Origin of the sequence: Litchfieldella anticariensis FP35 = DSM 16096, assembly GCF_000409775.1 — a bacterium.
Taxonomy (GTDB): Bacteria; Pseudomonadota; Gammaproteobacteria; order Pseudomonadales; family Halomonadaceae; genus Litchfieldella; species Litchfieldella anticariensis.
On sequence record NZ_KE332388.1, the window covers coordinates 568,408 to 587,408 of the forward strand.

The window sequence follows — 19,001 nt, forward strand, 5'->3', positions numbered from 1 at the left end:
CTCCTTGTGTCACTCGCCCAGCTCTATATCGGCCCTATGGAAGCGCTGATTCCGCCACTGCTGTCGGAGGCACCCGCCCGCGCCCTGCCGGCAACCGAGCTGCTGGTAGCGGATCGCCTAAATGAACTGCTCGATCGATTTGCCGCCCAGTATCAACACGGTGACCGGCGAGCCGTTGCCTCGTTATGGTCGAAGTGGCATTTCAACGCCTTGCTTGCCCCCGCGCTGGCCGCCAACCTGCTGCTCGAACGCGATCTGCCGCTGACACTCGACCAAGTGCAAGTGATCCTGACCCCTGAAGGACGTACCGAGCGACTGTGTCTGGAGAATGAGGGCACGCCCCTCGCCTCGCTCGGGGCCTTTACGCGCTTTACCACCTTGCTGGATCGACATCTGGCGCCGCTGATCGAGATGCTGGCCTCCCTTTCCGGGGCTTCCCCCAGGGTTTTCTGGAGCAACGTCGGCAATGTCTTCGAGTATTTCGTCAGTGCCGTCGACCAACATCCGATGGCCAGCCCCGGCACGGGCGAAGAGGCACGCCTGCTATTGGAAAGTCGCCAATACCCGGACGGTCGACGCAACCCCCTGTACCGACCGGTGCGTTACATCGAGTCGCAACATAGCGAGGTACAGCGTGTCCGCAAGCTATGCTGCCTGCGTTATCTGCTGCCAGAACTGGGCTATTGCGGCAATTGCCCACTGGAGGGGTGCGACAGGAGAGTGAGGAGATAACAGGCCGCGGCCACCACAGGCCGCGGCAAGTAGAAAATCAGGACATGGCATCCTGGTAGCGACGTTCGACATCGTCCCAATTGATCACGTTATAAAAAGCCTGGACGTAGTCGGGGCGCTTGTTCTGATACTTCAGGTAATAGGCATGTTCCCAGACGTCCAATCCGAGAACGGGTGTATTGCCATGCATTAATGGGCTGTCCTGGTTCAGCGTATTCTCGACCACCAGCTTCTTCCCCGGTGTCACGCTCAGCCATGCCCAGCCACTGCCGAAGCGGCCCAAGGCTGCCTTGGTGAAGGCTTCCTGGAAGGCCTCGTAGCCACCCAGCTCGCTATCGATGGCGGAAGCGACCTTGCCTTGTGGTTTACCACCGCCATTTGGCGACATCATCTGCCAGAACTTCGAATGGTTGGAGTGGCCCCCCCCGTTATTGATGACCGCCTGGCGCTTGCCTTCGGGCACACGATCGAGATTGGCGATCACCTCATCGACCGGCACTTCCTCGAGCCCGGTTCCCTCAAGCGCGGCATTGAGGTTGTTGACGTAGGTCTGATGATGCCGGGAGTGGTGGATCTCCATGGTCATGGCATCGATGTGTGGCTCCAGGGCGTCATAGCCATACGGTAAGTCGGGTAGTGTATGCGGCATAATGACTCCTCCGTGAATGAAACGAATGGGGAACTATCCCCCTTACCTCACCGAGTAAGGATGGCAGAGCCTGGTAAATAACGCTAATGCAAATCGCTATCATCTTATATAGGCTCAGGTTATTAGTGCCGCCGAAACAACATTGATAACAATTCTTATTTGTTTTAGTCTTCCCGCCTACGGCATGCCCCGCGTTTGCCGGCAAACATAACGCCTTTTTCCTACTCAGGATCGCCATCATCGTGGCGATGCGGAGCCCGATCATGTTCGATGTCGATGCCGCTACCTTCGAGGTCAACGGCAAATGTCTACTGCAACCGACCAGCCTGAGCTTCGACGAGGGACAGGTCCATGGTTTGATCGGCCATAACGGCTCCGGTAAATCGACCCTGCTCAAGCTATTGGCACAACAGCAGCCTCCCACCCAAGGGGAGATCCGCTTCGATGGTCGACCGCTATCCGCGTGGGGCGGTCGTGAATTCGCCCGTCAAGTGGCCTATCTGCCCCAGCATCTGCCCAGTGCCGAGAATCTGACCGGACGCGAGCTGGTCGACTTTGGCCGCTACCCATGGCATGGACTGCTGGGGCGTCATACTCGTGAGGATCGACTGCAGGTCGAGCGTGCCATCGAGTTGACTCATACCCAGACATTCGCCGACCGACTGGTCGACACCCTGTCCGGTGGCGAGCGCCAACGCGTGTGGCTGGCCATGCTGCTGGCCCAAGGTAGTCGTTTCCTGTTGCTCGACGAGCCCTTGGCAGCACTGGATATCGCTCATCAGGTGGAAGTACTGGCCCTGATACGCAAGCTATGCCGTGAATTGGGTCTTGGCGTGGTGATCGTATTGCATGACGTGAACATGGCGGCACGCTACTGCGATCAACTGGTGGCCCTGCACAGCGGCCACCTACTCGCCCGCGGTACGCCCGCCGAGATGATGGACGGCGTCACCCTGGAAGCCATCTATGGCATTCCCATGCAAGTCATGACGCATCCTGGTGGCGAGCATCCCATCGCTGTAGTGAACTGATGACCGACGCCTACCCCATGTTCCGACATATTGCCTCGACACACTTCTTGGCAGGCCTTGCCTTGCTGTTGCTGCTTGCGCCTACACATGCCTTGCGTGCCGATACACCGGCTATCGCCACACTGGACTGGACCATTGCCGAAACGCTCGTCGCTCTGGGTGTCGCACCTCAAGCCGTGGCCCAGACCGATGCCTACCGTGACTGGGTTGGCGAACCACCATTGCCGGCTTCGGTGACCGATCTCGGTCTGCGCACGCAGCCCAATCTCGAACTGCTGGCAAGTCTCGAGCCCGAGCGTATCCTGATCTCGCCAATGTTCGCCAACCTGACACCTCGTCTGTCACGGATCGCGCCAGTAGAGAATCTGTCGCTCTATACGCCGGAGGGCGATACCTGGGAACAGATGGGCAAGTTGACGCGCCAGGTCGCGCAATTGGTCGGCCGCCCTCATGCCGGCGAGCGCTTGATCGCCGATGCCGAGGCCTACCTGGCATCGCTGCGCACAACACTGGACAGCAGCAACCATTCCCCTCTACTGATCGTACAGTTCATGGACGAACGCCATGTGCGGGTGTTCGGCAACAACGGACTCTACCAAGCAGTACTCGACCGCTTGGGACTCGTGAATGCCTGGCAAGGCCAAACCAACGACTGGGGCTTCTCGCTGGTAGGAATCGAGGCGCTGGTCGACATCGAAGCCCGCTTGGTGGTCGTGGAACCTTATCCAGTGGGGGTGAAAGCCCAACTGGCCAACAGCGGGCTTTGGCAGCACCTGCCAAGTGTACGCGACGATACCCTGATCACCCTGCCGCCAGTGTGGAGCTTCGGCGCTCTGCCTTCGGCCAAGCGCTTCGCCACCGAGCTGGTCGCGGCCTTGGGGGGTAGCAATGGCAACTAGGTCCGCTCCCTTTTTGACGCCGGGACGTGTCTGCCTGCTGCTGTCGTTGCCCCTGCTGGGACTTGCGCTAACCACATTGCAGACCCATGACGGTCTTGTGGTTGGCCTACAAGCGCTGTTCGAGACACCCGCCCAGAATAGCGAGAGATTGCTGTTGCATTATAGCTGGTGGCCACGCCTGAGCATGGCGTTACTCGCCGGCGGTGGCCTGGCGCTAGCCGGTGTACTGATGCAACAAGTGCTGCGCAATCCCCTGGCCGCACCCACCACGCTAGGTGTCGCCAACGGCGCCAACCTGGCCCTGATGGCGACGACCCTAATGGCCCCCTGGCTGCTGATACCGGGGCGTGAGTGGGTGGCACTCGCCGGCGGTGGCCTGGCGATGGGCCTGGTATTCCTGCTTGCCTGGCGACGCGGCCTGGCCCCAGTGGTCGTGGTACTGGCCGGGCTAGTGGTCAATCTCTATCTCGGGGCCCTGAGCATGGTGCTGCTGCTCTTCCATCAGGAGGAACTGAAGGGCTTGTTGATCTGGGGCGCTGGTTCGCTTTCACAAAATGGCTGGGGCGGTGTCGTCTACCTGTGGCCACGTCTGACGATCAGTGTCCTACTCGCCTGGTTGCTACTCAAGCCACTGGCGATACTCGAACTCAACGACGCCAGTGCGCGCAGCCTGGGGGTGTCGCTCAAGCACCTGCGTCTGGCTGGCCTGGGGTTGGCAGTGTTCATCACCGGCTGTGTGGTCAGTGTGGTCGGTGTAATTGGCTTCATCGGTCTGGCCGCGCCCAATATCGTGCGTCTGGCCGGTGCACGGCGCCTGGGCCAGCGCCTGCTATGGGCTACGCTGCTCGGTGCGCTGCTGCTGGCCACCACCGACCTGCTCCTGCAGCACTTCACGAGTACGCTGCCGACACTGATCCCTACCGGCGCGACCACTGCCGCCTTGGGCGCGCCGCTTTTACTGTGGTTGATCCCTCGCCTGCGACTCCAGGGTGATCAGCCACCCAGCGCAGCACATGCCATAGGCCATCGTCATCCATCCCCCAACCACTTGGCAGTGCGGCTGGTATTGGCATTGACCGTATTGGCAACCGTGGCACTATTCATCGGCCAAGGCGGTGCCGGCTGGTCATGGTTATCGCTCGATCAATGGAGTGTCATGGAATGGCGCCTGCCACGCATACTCGCCGCGGCCGGCAGCGGTGTGATGCTGGCCATTGCCGGTACCGTGGTACAGCGTCTCACCGCCAACCCCATGGCTAGCCCCGAAGTGCTGGGGATCAGCGGTGGCAGTGCCATCGCCCTGATCGCTGCTATCTTCCTGTTGCCTGCACCCGGTAATCTGACGCTGGTCGCTGCCGGAACACTGGGAGCACTGGCATCACTCGCGGTGTTGATCGCTCTGAATCGACGCAGTGGCTATTTACCAGAGCGTCTACTGCTGACCGGCGTGGCCATCACTGCACTATTCGATGCTGTACGCAGTATCGTGCTGGCCGGCGGCGATCCCCGCGGCCAGCAAGTCATCGCTTGGCTGTCGGGTTCCACCTATTATGTCGATCTGCACAGTGCCGTGATCGTCATCGGAGCTGCCATCGTACTGGCCCTGGCCACGCGACCTTTCGCCCGCTGGCTGGACATCCTGCCGCTCGGTGCTGCCACCGCCAGCGCTCTGGGTATCGGTGTCGAGCGCTCACGCCTGGCGCTGTTGGCACTGGTTGCACTGCTCACGGCTTGCGCCACCCTGGTGGTCGGTCCGCTTTCCTTCGTGGGCCTGTTGGCGCCACATATGGCACGGCTGCTCGGCTTCTCGCGCGCACATACCCACCTGCTCGGGGCCACACTGATTGGGGCGCTGCTGATGGTGCTGGCTGACTGGGTGGGTCGCCAACTGCTGTTCCCGCAGGAGATTCCCGCCGGGCTGGTCGCCTCTCTGCTGGGTGGGGCTTACTTTATGTGGGGATTGCGACGCGCCTAAACCTTGCCTGAACACTTGGGCGTGGCGTGGTTTCTCGGGACACCCTATCATCGTCAGCCACCGACGATGAAAAACCGAAAGAGATGACGCAACCTCAGCAGCGAATTGCCCCCGACACTGTCAGATGGCTGGCACCATGAGCCAACACGGCCACTTCCGAGTCTGGCGAATAGCAGGTCTCGTGAGCTTGGCGGTCTTGGTAGCCGTGGGGCTGTGGTCGGTATGGCATTGGCAATATACTCAAGCCGCCAGAGAAGCTGAACGCCACGCCCACAACCGGCTGACGCTGTATAGCAGCAGCCTGCAAGGCGCCCTCGAGCGTTTTGCCTATCTTCCGGGATTGCTGGCCCAGCAGACACTGATCCAGGCGGCCCTGACCGACGAAACGAGACTCCTGGCGACACAGGCCAACGACTATTTGTCGCTGGTGGCCGAGCGCTCGGGCGCCGAAGCGATCTTCCTGATGGATGCGCAAGGGGTGACGATCGCCGCCAGTAATCATGCCGAAGACGATAGTTTCCTGGGTCACCACTACGCCTTTCGTCCCTACTTCCGAGATGCCATGGACAATGGCATCGGAGAGTTCTTTGCCATCGGCAGCACCACCGGGAGGGCGGGATACTTCGTCTCTGCAGCGGTCGATAACCCGGCGGGCACCGGCTCCCAAGGGGTGTTGGCACTCAAGGTCTCCCTTGAGTCACTGCAGGAAAGCTGGCGGCAAGCCGGAGAAAACGTGCTACTGACGGATGCCAATGGTGTGGTGATCCTGTCGAGCCGACCGGAGTGGCGTTACCGCCGTCTCGGTGAGCTCTCCGAACAGGCCATGCTCGAGATCCGCGAGCAGCGCCAGTTCATGGATGAGCCTCTGGATCCCTTGGGCGAGCGCCTGCGCGATGGGACGCTGAGCATCGGAAACCAGGGTATTGGCGAACGCTATCTGACCAAGCCACTCGAACTGGCCACGCTGGGCTGGACCATGCATTACCTGGTACCGGTACGCCCCCTCTATGCCAGTGCACGTAATGCCCTGCTGGTAGCAGCGGGCGGAACACTGGCACTGCTGTTGCTGGGGCTGTGGTTGCGCGAACGGCAAAAACGTCAGCGATTGCGCGACCGTGAATCGCGCATCATCCGCGAAGCCAATGAGCGCCTGGAAGCGCGGGTGGAGGAACGTACCCGGGAGCTTCGGGAAGCCCAGGCCGAACTGGTCCAGGCCGGCAAGCTGGCGGCACTGGGCACCATGGCCGCCGGCATCGCTCATGAACTCAACCAACCCTTGTCGGGCATTCGTACCTATGCCGCCAATGGCGAGCGACTGCTACATCGTGAGCGAACCCAAGCCGCCGAAGAGAATTTTCGCCGCATCCAGACCCTCTGCGAGCGGCTCGGTACCCTGATCCGCCAGCTCAAGCTGTTCGCCCGCAAGGGCGGCGCCCGCGAGCCAGTGGAACTGGCCGCCCGGCTCGATTTCGTCCTCGAGCTGCTCGAGGAGCGGATACAGCGCCAGGGAGTCACATTGCACGTCACGCTTCCGGCCAATGTCCCCCACGATACGATCCGGGTCGCCGGGGACGAGGTACGCATCGAACAACTGCTGACCAACCTGCTGCGCAACGCTCTCGATGCCCTGCGCGGCGTCGAGACGCCACGCCTGGAGATCACTCTCGACGACGAGCCCCGGCGGTGGGTCATCACGGTTGCCGATAACGGACCGGGCATCGATGAAGCGACCTTGGAGCGGCTTTTCGATCCTTTCTACACCACCAAGGCAGTCGGCGATGGCCTGGGCCTGGGGCTGTTCATCAGCTACGGCATCGTCCAGGATCTGGATGGTCGCATCACCGCCGGTAACCGCGAGGCAGGAGGCGCCTGGTTCCAGGTAGAGCTGCCGAAGGCTGAAGGAGGCCCCCGCCATGCCTGATGAGATGGCACCTGCCACGTCACTGCCGGTGTGGTTGGTGGACGACGATCCCGACGTACGCGAATCCCTGAGCCAGTGGCTGGAGCTCTCGGAACTCAAGGTGCGGACCTTTTCACGTGGCCAGGCGGCCCTAGAGGCACTCCAGTCTGGCGATGCATGCGGGGTGTTGGTCTGCGACGTGAAAATGCCGGGGCTCGACGGCATGGCCGTGCTGCGTGAGGTACAGGCTCTGGAAGAACCGCCGCCCATGGTGATGATCACCGGTCATGGCGACGTGCCAATGGCGGTGTCGGCGATGCGTGCCGGGGCCTGGGATTTCGTCGAAAAGCCGTTCGAGCCGGAGCGCCTCGAAGAGTGCGTGCGCCGTGCACTGGAACGACGCCGTCTGGCGCTCGAAAACCGCCGGTTACGGCACGCCCTGCGTGAAGGTGGGTTGGCCACTCGGCTGCTGGGGCAGGCACCAGCCATGGTGCGTCTGCGCCAGCAGTTGGCCAACTTGGCACCGGTACGGGCCAATGTCCTCGTGCAAGGCGAAACCGGCAGTGGCAAGGAAGTGGTAGCGCGCTGTCTGCATGACTTCGGTCCGGGACGGGAGGCGCCGTTCGTGGCCCTCAATTGCGGCGCCATTGCCCCGGAGCTGATCGAGTCGGAACTGTTCGGCCATGAAAAAGGCGCCTTCACCGGCGCGCTGGAACGGCGCATCGGCAAGTTGGAACACGCCAGCGGCGGCACGCTATTTCTCGATGAAGTGGAGTCGCTACCCTTGGCCGCCCAAGTCAAGCTGCTGCGTGCTCTCCAAGAGGGGGAAGTCACTCGCTTGGGCAGCAATAGTGTGATCGAGGTCGACTTGCGGGTCGTGGCGGCCAGCAAGGTGGATCTCTTGGCGCTGGCCGGCGAAGGACGGTTCCGCGAGGATCTCTACTATCGCCTGGCGATTGCCGAACTGGGCATCCCGTCACTGCGCGAGCGACGCGAAGACATTCCGCTGCTATTCCGCCACTTCTGTCGCCAGGCCGCCGAGGTGCACGACCGCCCCCTCCACGAGCCCGATGGCGAACTGCTGCGGGCCCTGGAGCGACATCACTGGCCAGGCAATCTACGCGAGCTGCGCAATGCGGCCACCCGCTACGTGCTGGGCCTGGAGATTCCTCAACTGGGCGACGGCGACATAGCACACGAAGACTCGCTGGCAGCGCAGTTGGCTGCCTTCGAGGCAGCACTGTTGCGTTCGGCCCTGAGCCGACACGCCGGCAATATCCAGGCGGTCCTCGAAGAACTGGATTTACCACGCCGCACCCTCAACCAGAAGATGCAGAAGCACGGACTGCGTCGCGAGGCCTTCATCGGCGCGAGCGAACAGGAAAAGCCACCATCGTGACGGCCATCGGCCATTTCTTGCCGATGCGAGCGTTGCCATCGGCAAGAAATGGCCGATAACCACCGACGATCCGGTTACCAGCCTGCCCAAAAACCGTTCAAGCCATTGAAATAAATAAGAATTGGTATCGTCTGGCAAGTTTATCGCTATCGATATGGGGCACAACCACAACAGACTCCCATCGATAGGAGAACACGCCATGCATAAGCGCCAGTTCCTCAAGTCCGCTCTGTGTCTCGCCACCGCCGGCCTGCTCGGCGTCACTGCCAGCAGCGCCATCGCCCAAGAAACCGAGAATGGTGGCGGCCAATACATCATGGGTACCGCCACGACCGGCGGCACCTTTTATCCGGTTGGCGTAGCCCTCTCGACCCTGGTGCGGGTCAAGCTGGAGCCAACCCACAACATTTCGGTCTCCGCCATCAGCTCCGCCGGCTCCGCCGAGAACCTGCGCCTGATGGATGACGGTCAGGCCCAGTTCGGCATCCTTCAGGCCCTCTACGGCGCCTGGGCGTGGAATGGCACCGGCCCGGTACCCAAGGCCTACGACAATGTGCGCTCCATCTCCATGCTGTGGCAGAACGTGGAGCATTTCGTGGTGCGCAACGAGCTTCTCGAGAGTGGCACCATCGATGACCTGACCAATCTGTACGGTCATGGCTTTTCCATCGGCGCCCGCAATTCGGGCACAGAAGGCTCCGGTCGGCAAATTCTTGCCGGCCTCGATATCGACCCGGAGCAGATGAACCTCGCTTACCTGGGCTATGGCCCCAGCGCCGACTCGATGCAGAACGGCAATATCGATGGCATGAATATCCCTGCCGGCGCACCGGCCTCAGCGGTGACCAGCGCCTTCGCCAACATCGGGGACGATATCTCCATTCTCGAGGTCACCGCGGAACAGCTCGAGCGTATCAACCGCGAATATCCGGTATGGACCCCCTACGAGATACCCGCCGGCACCTATCCCAGCCAGGACGAGCCGGTCCACACCATTGCCCAGCCCAACATCCTGGTGGTCAATGCCGATGTGCCGGAAGAGCACGTCTATCAGATCACCAAGGCGATGTTTGAGAACCTGCCTTTCCTCAACAACATTCACCCGGCAACCCGTGCCATGGCCCTGGAAAAGGCCCTGGACGGCCTGCCCATGCCGCTGCACCCAGGCGCGGCACGCTATTTCGAGGAGCAAGGGCTGGAGATCCCCGAGCATCTGCTGGAGGGATAAGCAAGAACGGTGAAGCAAGTCTCCGAAGGGGCGGCCGGGGACAAGCCGGAGAGAAGGTCATCCTTCAGGGATGAAGGATGTAGCGCCCAGGGAGGGGTCCACAGCGCCTTCTCGGAGGCTTGTCACCGGTAACAGCCCCGTGTCGCTGAAAGCCTGCCCCCGGCAAAGCCACGTGACACTGCCGGCGGCACTATTCCCCATCCACGCCAGCTCCGTGAGTAACGCCCATGAACGCAACGCCTTCCCCTGAAGTGCGCGACGAAGCCGCCAGCGAGGCACCAGAGCGCCTCGCGCATCCCTGGCTTGGCCGCGTGCTGTTCGCCCTGGCCATCGTCGTGGCCCTGTCGCATCTCTATTTCAATACCCTGGGCACCCTCTCCGAGGTGTGGGTCAGCGCCCTGCACTTCGGCATGTTCGGGTTGCTCTGCGCACTGTCGGTACCGATGCTCAAGACCCGCTCCGCAAGCGGATCACGTTTGGTGCTGGTCATCGATATCCTGCTCGGTCTGGCCGCACTGGGCTGTGCCTTCTACCTGATCGGCTTCGAGGATGCCCTCTACGCCCGGGGCATGCGCTTCTCCACCGCCGATTGGGTCGTTTCCATCACCGCCCTGGCCTTGGTGCTGGAATTCGCCCGCCGTACCACCGGCTGGTTCATCCCGCTGCTGTGTCTGGTGGCGCTCACCTATGTGGCTTGGTGGGGTCGATACGTGAGTGGAGTGTTCGGGTTCCCCGGTCTCAACTGGGAAACGGTGCTCTACCGTAGCTACTTGGGTGGCAACGGCATGCTGGGCTCGATTGCCCGCATTTCCTGGTCCTATGTGTTCATGTTCATCCTGTTCGGTGCCTTCCTGGTCCGCTCCGGTGCCGGCGACTTCATCATCGAACTGGCCCGCTGCGCCGCCGGGCGCTTCATCGGCGGGCCTGGCTTCGTGGCAGTGTTCTCCTCGGGGCTGATGGGTTCCGTCTCCGGCTCCAGTGTCGCCAACACCGTTTCCACCGGGGTGATCACCATTCCATTGATGCGCAAGGCCGGCTTCCCGGCGCGCTTCGCCGCCGGGGTCGAAGCTGCGGCTTCCACCGGTGGTCAATTGATGCCTCCAGTGATGGGCGCGGGTGCCTTCATCATGGCGTCGTATACCCAGGTTTCCTACCTCACCATCATCGGCGTGGCCGCCCTGCCGGCACTGCTCTACTTCCTCTCGGTGGCGATGTTCGTGCGCATCGAGGCCAAGCGCAGCAATGCCCAGCATGTCGAGACCGAAGAAGGCCCCCGCCTGATCGAAGTGCTCAAAGGCGGCTGGCACTTCCTGTTACCCTTGGTGATACTGGTAGCGTCGCTGATCTACGGTTTCACCCCGACCTATGCCGCCGGCATTGCCATTCTTTCGGTGGTCGTGGCGTCCTGGCTATCCAAGAATCCAATGACGCCAAAGGCGATCCTAGAGGCCCTGTCGTTGGGTACCCGCAACATGATCACCACCGCGATCCTGCTGATCACCGTGGGGCTGATCGTCAACGTGGTCTCCACCACCGGCATCGGCAACACCTTCTCGCTGATGATTACCGACTGGGCCGGTGGCAGCCTGCTGATCACCCTGGTGCTGATCGCCGTCGCCTCGTTGATCCTGGGGATGGGGCTGCCGGTCACGGCCGCCTATATCGTACTGGGTACCCTCTCGGCACCGGCCCTCTATGGCCTCATGGCCCAGGAACAGCTGCTGGACTTGTTGATGGCTGGCGACCTGCCCGAACAGGCCCGCGCGATCTTCATGCTGGCGGCCCCGGAAAGCCTGGATGCCCTCAATGCCCCCATGGACGCTGCCAGCGCCAAGGAACTGTTGGCAGTGGTACCGGATGACTTCCGCAGCCAACTGTATGAGCAGGCGCTGTCACCCCATACCCTGACCATGCTGCTGGTGGCCGCCCATATGGTGATCTTCTGGCTCTCCCAGGATTCCAACGTGACGCCACCGGTATGCCTCACCGCCTTCGCCGCTGCTGCGATCGCCAATACGCCGCAGATGCGCACCGGCTTCACTGCCTGGAAGATCGCCAAGGGGCTCTACATCATCCCGCTGCTGTTCGTCTGGTCACCCTTGATCGGTGGCACGCCGCTTGAGATGACCATCGTGTTCGTCTTCGCCCTGTTCGGGATCTACGCCATCATCGCTGGTATGGAGGGCTATCTCGAGCACGAATTGCCTTGGTGGATGCGCCTGGCCATGTTCCCCATAGGCGCCCTGATGCTGTGGCCGCATGGAGAACTGGCGCTGGATGCCCTGGGCCTGATGTTGTTCCTGGGTACGCTGCTGTGGAGTTCACGGGCCGGACGTACCGCCACCCCAGCCGTAACGACCTCATAGGAAATCGAGACAGTCACGAAAGTGACGATACAACGCACGACGCCCGGCCATTGGCCGGGCGTCGTGCTTCTGGCTTTGCGACCTGCCGTGGAGGCAGCATTGCGCGCTACCGCAATGCGATCGGCACACGCTATTCCCCTTGAGAATAACTCTACGAAAAGTAATGCAACGCGTTTGCACTGTCAAACGCAAAACATTATCATTTGCAGCGTCTGTTATTCAGCATCAGCGAAAACACCATACAAACCGTGATCCACGGACCAGCAAAGGGACACCCGTTGACATGTCACATCCCCGGCAGCCCAACGTTACTTGGCTAATACCCGCCGTTCTTTCTGCCTTGCCTTCCGCAGCACTCGCTCAATCGGCCACCGAGCAAGACACCGCCAACGAACTATCACCGGTAGTCGTGACTGCGACACGCAACAAGAGCGTCGCCGGCGAAACGCCGCAGAAGGTCACCGTCATCTCGCGTGAACAGATCGAGCAGCAGCTGGCCATCACCAGCGATCGCGGCCAGGTCCTGAGCAACCTGATTCCCAGCTATTCGCCCAGTCGCCAGAAAATGACCAACTCTGGCGAAACCTTTCGCGGCCGCGATCCCTTGTTCATGATCGATGGCATCCCTCAATCCAACCCACTGCGTGACAGTTCTCGAGACAGCTACACCATCGATCTTGCGATGGTCGAGCGCATCGAAGTCATTCATGGTGCCAGCGCTGAGCACGGCCTGGGGGCTACCGGCGGAATCATCAACTTCGTGACCAAAAGTGCCGAACCCGGGGAAGTCAACCAACATGCTTCGGCCAGTCTGACCTTCGACGACGAGCTCGATTCAGAAGGGCTTGGCCACAAGCTGAGCTACCTGATCAATGGTCAGCAGGGTAAGTGGGACTATCTTGCCGCTGTCACCCAGCAGGAACGCGGCATTTTCCGCGATGGCGAGGGTCGCAATATCGGTATCGACGGTACCCAAGGCGAGATCCAGGACTCGACCAGCTATGACATCTTCACCAAGCTCGGCTACTGGCTGGACGACAACCAGAATCTCGAGTTTTCGCTCAATCACTTCAAACTAGACAACAATGGCGATTACATTGCCGTCGAAGGCAATCGGGCCACGGGCGAGCCAACGACATCGCGTAAAGGGGATCCAGAGGGCGATCCCGCCTACAACGAGGCCACCACTACCGGCTTGTCTTACTCGCATGCTGATTGGTTCGGCAACGAGCTCGATGCCAAGCTTTACTACCAGCGCTTTCGTGCCCAGTTCGGGGGAAGTGTCATTCCCACTTTCCAGGACCCTTCCATTGCCCCGGATGGCACCTTATTCGATCAGTCGCGCAATGAGTCCGACAAGCTCGGTGCCAAGTTCACCATCAACCGTAGCGGCATGTTCAATGACCGTCTCAACCTGACCACCGGTCTCGACCTGATCCAGGACGAAACACAGCAGTTGCTGGTGCAAACAGGCCGTACCTATGTGCCCGAGACACAATTCCGCAACTACGCCGTTTTCCTGCAAGGGGATTACGAACTGATCGACGACCTGACGCTGCATGCCGGGATACGTCAGGAATATGCCAAGCTCAACGTCGATACCTACCAGACCATTGCGTCTCAGAACGGCGTGACCGTCGAGGGAGGCAGCCCTGATTTCGACGAGACACTGCACAATTTCGGTGCTGTCTACCAGGTGACCGACTGGGCCCAGCTGTTCGCGAATTATTCGGAAGGCTTCGGCATGCCCGACGTGGGCCGAGTGCTGCGCGGTATCGACGCCACCGGACAGGATGTCGACACTCTCCTGGAACTGCAGCCCATCGTGACCGATAACCGTGAAATCGGTACCCGATTCGGCTGGGACCGCTATAACTTCGAGCTGAGCTATTACGAATCCGATTCCGACTTCGGTCAACGCCTGACAGAAGAGGGCGGAACTTTCGTAGCCAACCGTGAAAAGGTCGAGATCCAGGGCGTCGAGTTGAGCGGTGAGATCCAACTGACCGACGATCACGGCCTGCGCTTGTCTTATGCCCGTACGCGAGGCAAGTCCGACACGGATGGCGACGGCGATGTCGATACCGAACTGACCGGCATCAATATCGCGCCCGAGCGCCTCACCGTGGGTTGGAGCGCGAGCTGGACCGACAAGCTTGCCACTCACCTGCAAGCCAGCCACTTCTTCAGCGACACCTTCGAGGATCAGGAAGATCCAGACCTGCATCATTTCGACGGCTATAGCCTCGTCGACGCCTCCCTGGCCTATCGACTGCCCGTAGGCCAGATGAGTGTGGGCATCGAGAACCTGCTGGATAAAGACTACTTCACCTATTACTCGCAGACCGCACGAGGTGGTGACGATCAGTACTTTCAGGGCCGTGGCCGGACCTTCACGGTGGGCTATCAGCTCGACTTCTGATCGGCTCTCGCCATGAAGATCGAAAAAGGCGGCGACCATCTGGTCGCCGCGTCAGACTGCTGACGAACCCCGCATTTTTTGCGGGGTTTGTGTTTCTACGCTCGCGTTCTTTGCTCGCGACGGAAGGGAGCGCTACAACACGATTTATCTCTCGAGAGGCAGAAAATGGCGCTCTCAAGCGAGTATGGGGCTTCCTGAAGGTGTCGCTGGAAGGAAAATTCGACGACCGGGCCCCTCTCAGGCCGCCAAGGCCATTTTCTTGAGGTTCTGCGCTGCCGCACAGAGCAAGGCCTGCTCTCGCATTCCAGCGATTCCCCGCATGCGAGCATAGCGGTACCCATGGAGTTGCTTGGCATCTGCGAAGCTGCGCTCCACCGTCTCCTTGCGGCGCTCGTAAATTCGTTTGCCTACCGGCTCCAGCCGGCGGCTCCCCACCCGCTCCTTGGCGTCTTCCCAGACGTGGCGAGTCACCGTCTTGCGGTAGTGTTGATTGCGTGTGCAAGTCGCTAGGCGTGGGCACTCCCGGCACCAGACCGGGTCCGAGTGGTAATGACGATAGCCTTCCCGGTTGGTAGTCGCATAACGCAGCGTCTGGCCTTCTGGACAGCGGTAACCGTCCTGATCGGCGTCATACACGAAGAGGCGTTTCGGCATCATGCCTTTCGGCTTGCTGGGCCGACAATAACCGATCACACCGTAAAGTTGGCGCTTCTCCAACCCTTGGCAAATCGCGGCGGTAAAGTAACCGGCGTCCACCCCAACGGCGGCCAAATCGAATCCAAAGCGTCGGCGTTGGCGATCCAGCCGCTCCAGGTAGGGCACGCTGTCGTGCACGCTCGCGGGCGTGATGTGCACATCGGTGATGATGGCGTGCCTGCCATCCACCGTTCGGTGATCCAGGTAGAAAAACCCCTTGGGCTTGCCCTCCCGCACCATGTAGCCGCTGTCGGGATCGGTATCACTGATCTTCTTGGCGGTGGGCTCGGGTTCCGCCTCTCGACGAGGCGGCAGCGGCTTTTTTCCGTGAGCCTCCCGATCGGCGACCACCGCCTCTTCCAGCTCTGCCAGATAGGCCTGCGGTGTCGTCTCCACCTCCTGCATCGTGAAACGACGGCGATTGGCATTGGCCTTGATGTGGGTGCTGTCGGTGTACAGGACACGACCGCCCACCAGGCCCTGTTGCATCGCCTGCTCCACCACATGATCGAACAGTCGCTGCGCGATATCGCTGTCACGGAACCGCCGGCGCCGGTTCTGGCTGAAGGTCGAGGCGTCCGGCACCTTGTCGGTCAGACGCAAGCCCAGGAACCAGCGATAGGCCACGTTCACCTGAAGCTCGCGGACGAGCTGGCGCTCGCTGCGAATGCCGAACAGGTAGCCGATGAACAGCGCCTTGAACAGGAGAACGGGATCCAGCGCGGGGCGACCGTTGTCCTCGCAGTACAAGTGACGGGTCTCGTCGCGGATAAAGGAGAAGTCGATGATGGCATCGATGCGCCGGAGCAGATGATCGGAAGGCACCAGCTCTTCCAGCGTGACCATCTCCAGCTCGTGTTGGGTAGGACCGGGATCTTTTAGCATTCCCTAATAACAACAAAGTCCTGGCCGAAGGGCCAGGACTTTGTCAGCAATCTGTGTCAGCAATCTGAGGCGGCGACCATCTGGTCGCCGCTTTTTTCATGGTTGACGATACTAGCGACGCTTCAGCGAAACCACTCGGGATATTCCGCCATGAGTTGCCGGCGTCGACTTTCCTCCTGGCATTGCTTGTCGATGGCCTGGGATGCCAAAGCTTCGGCTCGCGGCGGAGACAACACGAACAGGCCGTCATCATCGCCGATGACCAGATCGCCGGCGTTTACCGTTACTCCGTCGATCGACACCGGCGTATTGACCTCCCCTTCCAGCTCCAACGCACGTGTCGTCAGTGGGCTGATACCACGCGAATAGACCGGCAGGTCGAGTGTTGCCAATTGCTGTACGTCGGTCACACACCCCGAGGTCACGATGCCGGCCAGCCCCTTGCGCAACGCCGCATAGCTACGCAGCTCGCCCCAGCAAGCTCGCTGCTCGTCGCCCGACATGTCAATCACCAGCACGTCTCCCGGGCAGGCCATCTCCAGTGCACGACGAATGACACTGCCGTCGATATGCGGGATACGCACCGTCAAGGCATTGCCCAGCAAGCGCACGGGGCGGCGCAATGGCTGGAGGCCGGTAATTGCCCCGAAGTCAGTGAAATGGCCAAGCGTCGATGTCGCAATCTCTTCATAACGCGACAGCAACGACGGCGAGGCGCCCACCACGCGGGGCTGAATATCGAACATGGACTCTTCTCTTTACCAGTTTTCGGACAAGGCCTATTGGCGCCAGCGATAGAGCAGATATACAAAGAAGGGGGCCCCGATCCCGGCGACGAAGATACCCGCCGGCAGATCCTGGGGCATGAATGCGGTCCGCCCCAACAAATCAGCATAAAGCAGGATCAGAGCCCCGATCAGTGCCGTTACTGGCATCAGGCCGGTAACGCTACGGGAGACCAAGCGGCGGGCAATATGGGGGGCAATCAGTCCGACAAAGCTCAAGCCACCGGCGAAGGCCACCGCCGAACCGGCCAGTGCCACGCTGAGCAATAGCAGCATCAGGCGACTTCCCTGCACGGCACTGCCCAGGCCGGTCGCCATGTCGTCGCCCAAGGCGAGTACATCCAATTGACGAGCCTGACTAAGTGCCAGAGGCAGGCAGACCGCCACCCAAGGCAACATCCCCACCACCTCATGCCATTGCGCCGCATAGAGACTGCCGGTCAGCCATACGTAGGCCTGCATCGACGTGCTATCTGGACTCAGTACGATCATCAGCATGGTGACGGCACCCAGCGCCGCCGCGATACCAATGCCGATCAACACCAATCGCGCTGGGGTCACGCCACGTTGCCAAGCCAAGGCGATGATTCCCAGCGCGACCAAGACAGCACCGCCCATCGCCACCATCGGCAACCAGGCCTCACCCCACGCCGCACCTCCCAGTGTCAGGAACGCCACGGCAGCCACCGAGGCGCCCCCGGTAATGCCGATGACATCCGGCGATGCCAGCGGATTGCGCACCAATCCCTGCAGGATCAGCCCAGCCACCGCCAGGGAAGCACCGACCATCACCGCCAATAGTATCCGCGGTAGGCGAATCTCATGCACGATCAGCGCGATGTCACTGCGCGCGGGAAACAGCAGCGCCTCGAGCACGGCCGTCGGGGTGGAAGGACGGCTGCCCAGACACAGCGACACAAAGGCACTGGCCACAAGTCCCAGCCCCAATAACGCCGTCACCACCAAGGTACGTCGGTCAAACCGCAACGCCAGACGCCCTTTGGCACTACGCAGCACGATCGGTCGACTCATAGTGCCTGGCTCCTGCGACGAGCGAGATACAGAAAGAATGGGGTGCCCAGCAGGGCCGTCATCACTCCTACCGGCACCTCTTGGGGAGGCATCAGAAAGCGCGCCAGGGTATCGGCGGTCAGCAGCAAGCCGGCTCCCAGCAATGCGCAGCCAGGCAATACCCAGCGGTGATCGCGTCCGAACAGGCTACGTACCATGTGCGGTACGATCAGCCCCACGAAGCCGATCATACCGGCTACCGCCACCGAGCCACCGGCTAGCACGATGACCACAGCTCCCGCCAGTAGTTTGACACGGCCGGAACGCTGCCCCAGCCCCTTTACCACCTCGTCGTCGAGAGCCAGGACGTTGAGCTGACGGGTCAATGCGGCACAGAGAATGGCGGCAACAAGAAACAACGGCAGCAGTGGTGCCACCATTTCCATGCCCCGGCCGGCCACCGAGCCGGCGAGCCAGAACAGGATGCTTTCGAATTGCTCCTGATTGGCGATCAGCAACCCTTGGGCGAAGGAGACGAACAATGCGGTAATCGCGACTCCGGCCAGCACCACGCGAACTGGCGATACCCCGCTCTGCCCCTGCCGCCCCAGCAGGTAGACCAACAGCGCAGCGACGCCAGCCCCGAGGAAGGCTGCCCAGACGAAGGTCAGCGGCGCACGCAGGGTGAACCATGTGCTGGCCACCACGAGGAAGAACATGGCGCCGGCATTGATGCCAAGGATGCTGGGTGCAGCCAGGGCATTGCGTGTCAGGGTCTGCATCAGCGCCCCGGCCACCGCCAGGCTGGCACCCACAACGGCGGCGATCACCGCCCGGGAGAGACGTTCGGTACGCAAGATCAAGTGCTGCGTCGAACTTGGGTCATAGGCGAAGAAAGCGTCCACCAAGGTGCCCAGGGGAATTTCGGTGTACCCCAACGCCAAGCTGGCGAGCCAAGCGCCTAGCATCAGCACTACACCCAACAGCAGGCCCAACATCTTGGCTGTGCGTGTCTTCAGCACC

General features: G+C 61.2%; 14 protein-coding genes. 9 read left to right on the forward strand and 5 right to left on the reverse strand.

What is annotated here, in order from left to right; translation table 11 throughout:
- Positions 1 to 6: 6 nt before the first annotated feature.
- Positions 7 to 732 (forward strand): siderophore-iron reductase FhuF, encoded by a 726-nt coding sequence (gene fhuF, locus L861_RS09555; protein ID WP_016416868.1) that lies wholly within the window; start codon positions 7 to 9, stop codon positions 730 to 732.
- A 37-nt stretch (positions 733 to 769) separates the two neighbouring features.
- Here fhuF and L861_RS09560 read toward each other — a convergent pair whose 3' ends face one another.
- Positions 770 to 1,381 (reverse strand): superoxide dismutase, encoded by a 612-nt coding sequence (locus L861_RS09560; protein ID WP_016416869.1) that lies wholly within the window; start codon positions 1,379 to 1,381, stop codon positions 770 to 772.
- A 263-nt stretch (positions 1,382 to 1,644) separates the two neighbouring features.
- Between L861_RS09560 and L861_RS09565 the strand changes: the two genes are divergently transcribed.
- The 8 genes from L861_RS09565 to L861_RS09600 all read left to right on the forward strand — a co-directional run bounded on the left by L861_RS09565 (position 1,645) and on the right by L861_RS09600 (position 14,601).
- On the forward strand, positions 1,645 to 2,412 hold the full coding sequence (locus L861_RS09565) for an ATP-binding cassette domain-containing protein (RefSeq protein WP_016416870.1): 768 nt from the start codon (positions 1,645 to 1,647) through the stop codon (positions 2,410 to 2,412).
- Entirely contained in the window at positions 2,412 to 3,311 is a 900-nt protein-coding gene (locus L861_RS09570; protein WP_016416871.1) for an ABC transporter substrate-binding protein, read from the forward strand. The genes L861_RS09565 and L861_RS09570 overlap by 1 nt, the downstream gene beginning before the upstream one ends.
- On the forward strand, positions 3,301 to 5,286 hold the full coding sequence (gene fhuB / locus L861_RS09575; protein WP_027947936.1) for a Fe(3+)-hydroxamate ABC transporter permease FhuB: 1,986 nt from the start codon (positions 3,301 to 3,303) through the stop codon (positions 5,284 to 5,286). The genes L861_RS09570 and fhuB overlap by 11 nt, the downstream gene beginning before the upstream one ends.
- A 181-nt stretch (positions 5,287 to 5,467) precedes the next feature.
- Entirely contained in the window at positions 5,468 to 7,207 is a 1,740-nt protein-coding gene (locus L861_RS09580) for a sensor histidine kinase (protein WP_236617141.1), read from the forward strand.
- Positions 7,200 to 8,585, forward strand: a complete 1,386-nt coding sequence (locus L861_RS09585; protein ID WP_016416874.1) for a sigma-54-dependent transcriptional regulator — start codon at positions 7,200 to 7,202, stop codon at positions 8,583 to 8,585. The genes L861_RS09580 and L861_RS09585 overlap by 8 nt, the downstream gene beginning before the upstream one ends.
- Positions 8,586 to 8,784: 199 nt before the next feature.
- A complete protein-coding gene (locus tag L861_RS09590; RefSeq protein ID WP_016416875.1) occupies positions 8,785 to 9,813 on the forward strand; it encodes a TAXI family TRAP transporter solute-binding subunit in 1,029 nt (342 codons plus the stop codon).
- Positions 9,814 to 10,040: 227 nt separating this feature from the next.
- A complete protein-coding gene (locus L861_RS09595) occupies positions 10,041 to 12,179 on the forward strand; it encodes a TRAP transporter permease (protein WP_016416876.1) in 2,139 nt (712 codons plus the stop codon).
- Between the two features lie 283 nt (positions 12,180 to 12,462).
- Positions 12,463 to 14,601, forward strand: coding sequence for a TonB-dependent receptor (locus tag L861_RS09600; protein WP_016416877.1), 2,139 nt, complete (start codon positions 12,463 to 12,465; stop codon positions 14,599 to 14,601).
- A gap of 237 nt (positions 14,602 to 14,838) precedes the next feature.
- On the opposite strand, the gene L861_RS09605 is transcribed toward L861_RS09600, so the two are convergent.
- The 4 genes from L861_RS09605 to L861_RS09620 all read right to left on the reverse strand — a co-directional run bounded on the left by L861_RS09605 (position 14,839) and on the right by L861_RS09620 (position 19,000).
- Positions 14,839 to 16,182 (reverse strand): IS1182 family transposase, encoded by a 1,344-nt coding sequence (locus L861_RS09605; protein WP_035568093.1) that lies wholly within the window; start codon positions 16,180 to 16,182, stop codon positions 14,839 to 14,841.
- A gap of 122 nt (positions 16,183 to 16,304) precedes the next feature.
- Complete coding sequence (locus L861_RS09610; protein WP_016416879.1) at positions 16,305 to 16,928, reverse strand: RraA family protein; 624 nt, start codon at positions 16,926 to 16,928, stop codon at positions 16,305 to 16,307.
- Positions 16,929 to 16,961: 33 nt separating this feature from the next.
- A complete protein-coding gene (locus L861_RS09615) occupies positions 16,962 to 17,999 on the reverse strand; it encodes a FecCD family ABC transporter permease (RefSeq protein WP_016416880.1) in 1,038 nt (345 codons plus the stop codon).
- Positions 17,996 to 19,000, reverse strand: coding sequence for a FecCD family ABC transporter permease (locus tag L861_RS09620; protein WP_016416881.1), 1,005 nt, complete (start codon positions 18,998 to 19,000; stop codon positions 17,996 to 17,998). Before L861_RS09620 ends, L861_RS09615 begins: the two co-directional genes overlap by 4 nt.
- Between the last annotated feature and the right edge of the window lies 1 nt (position 19,001).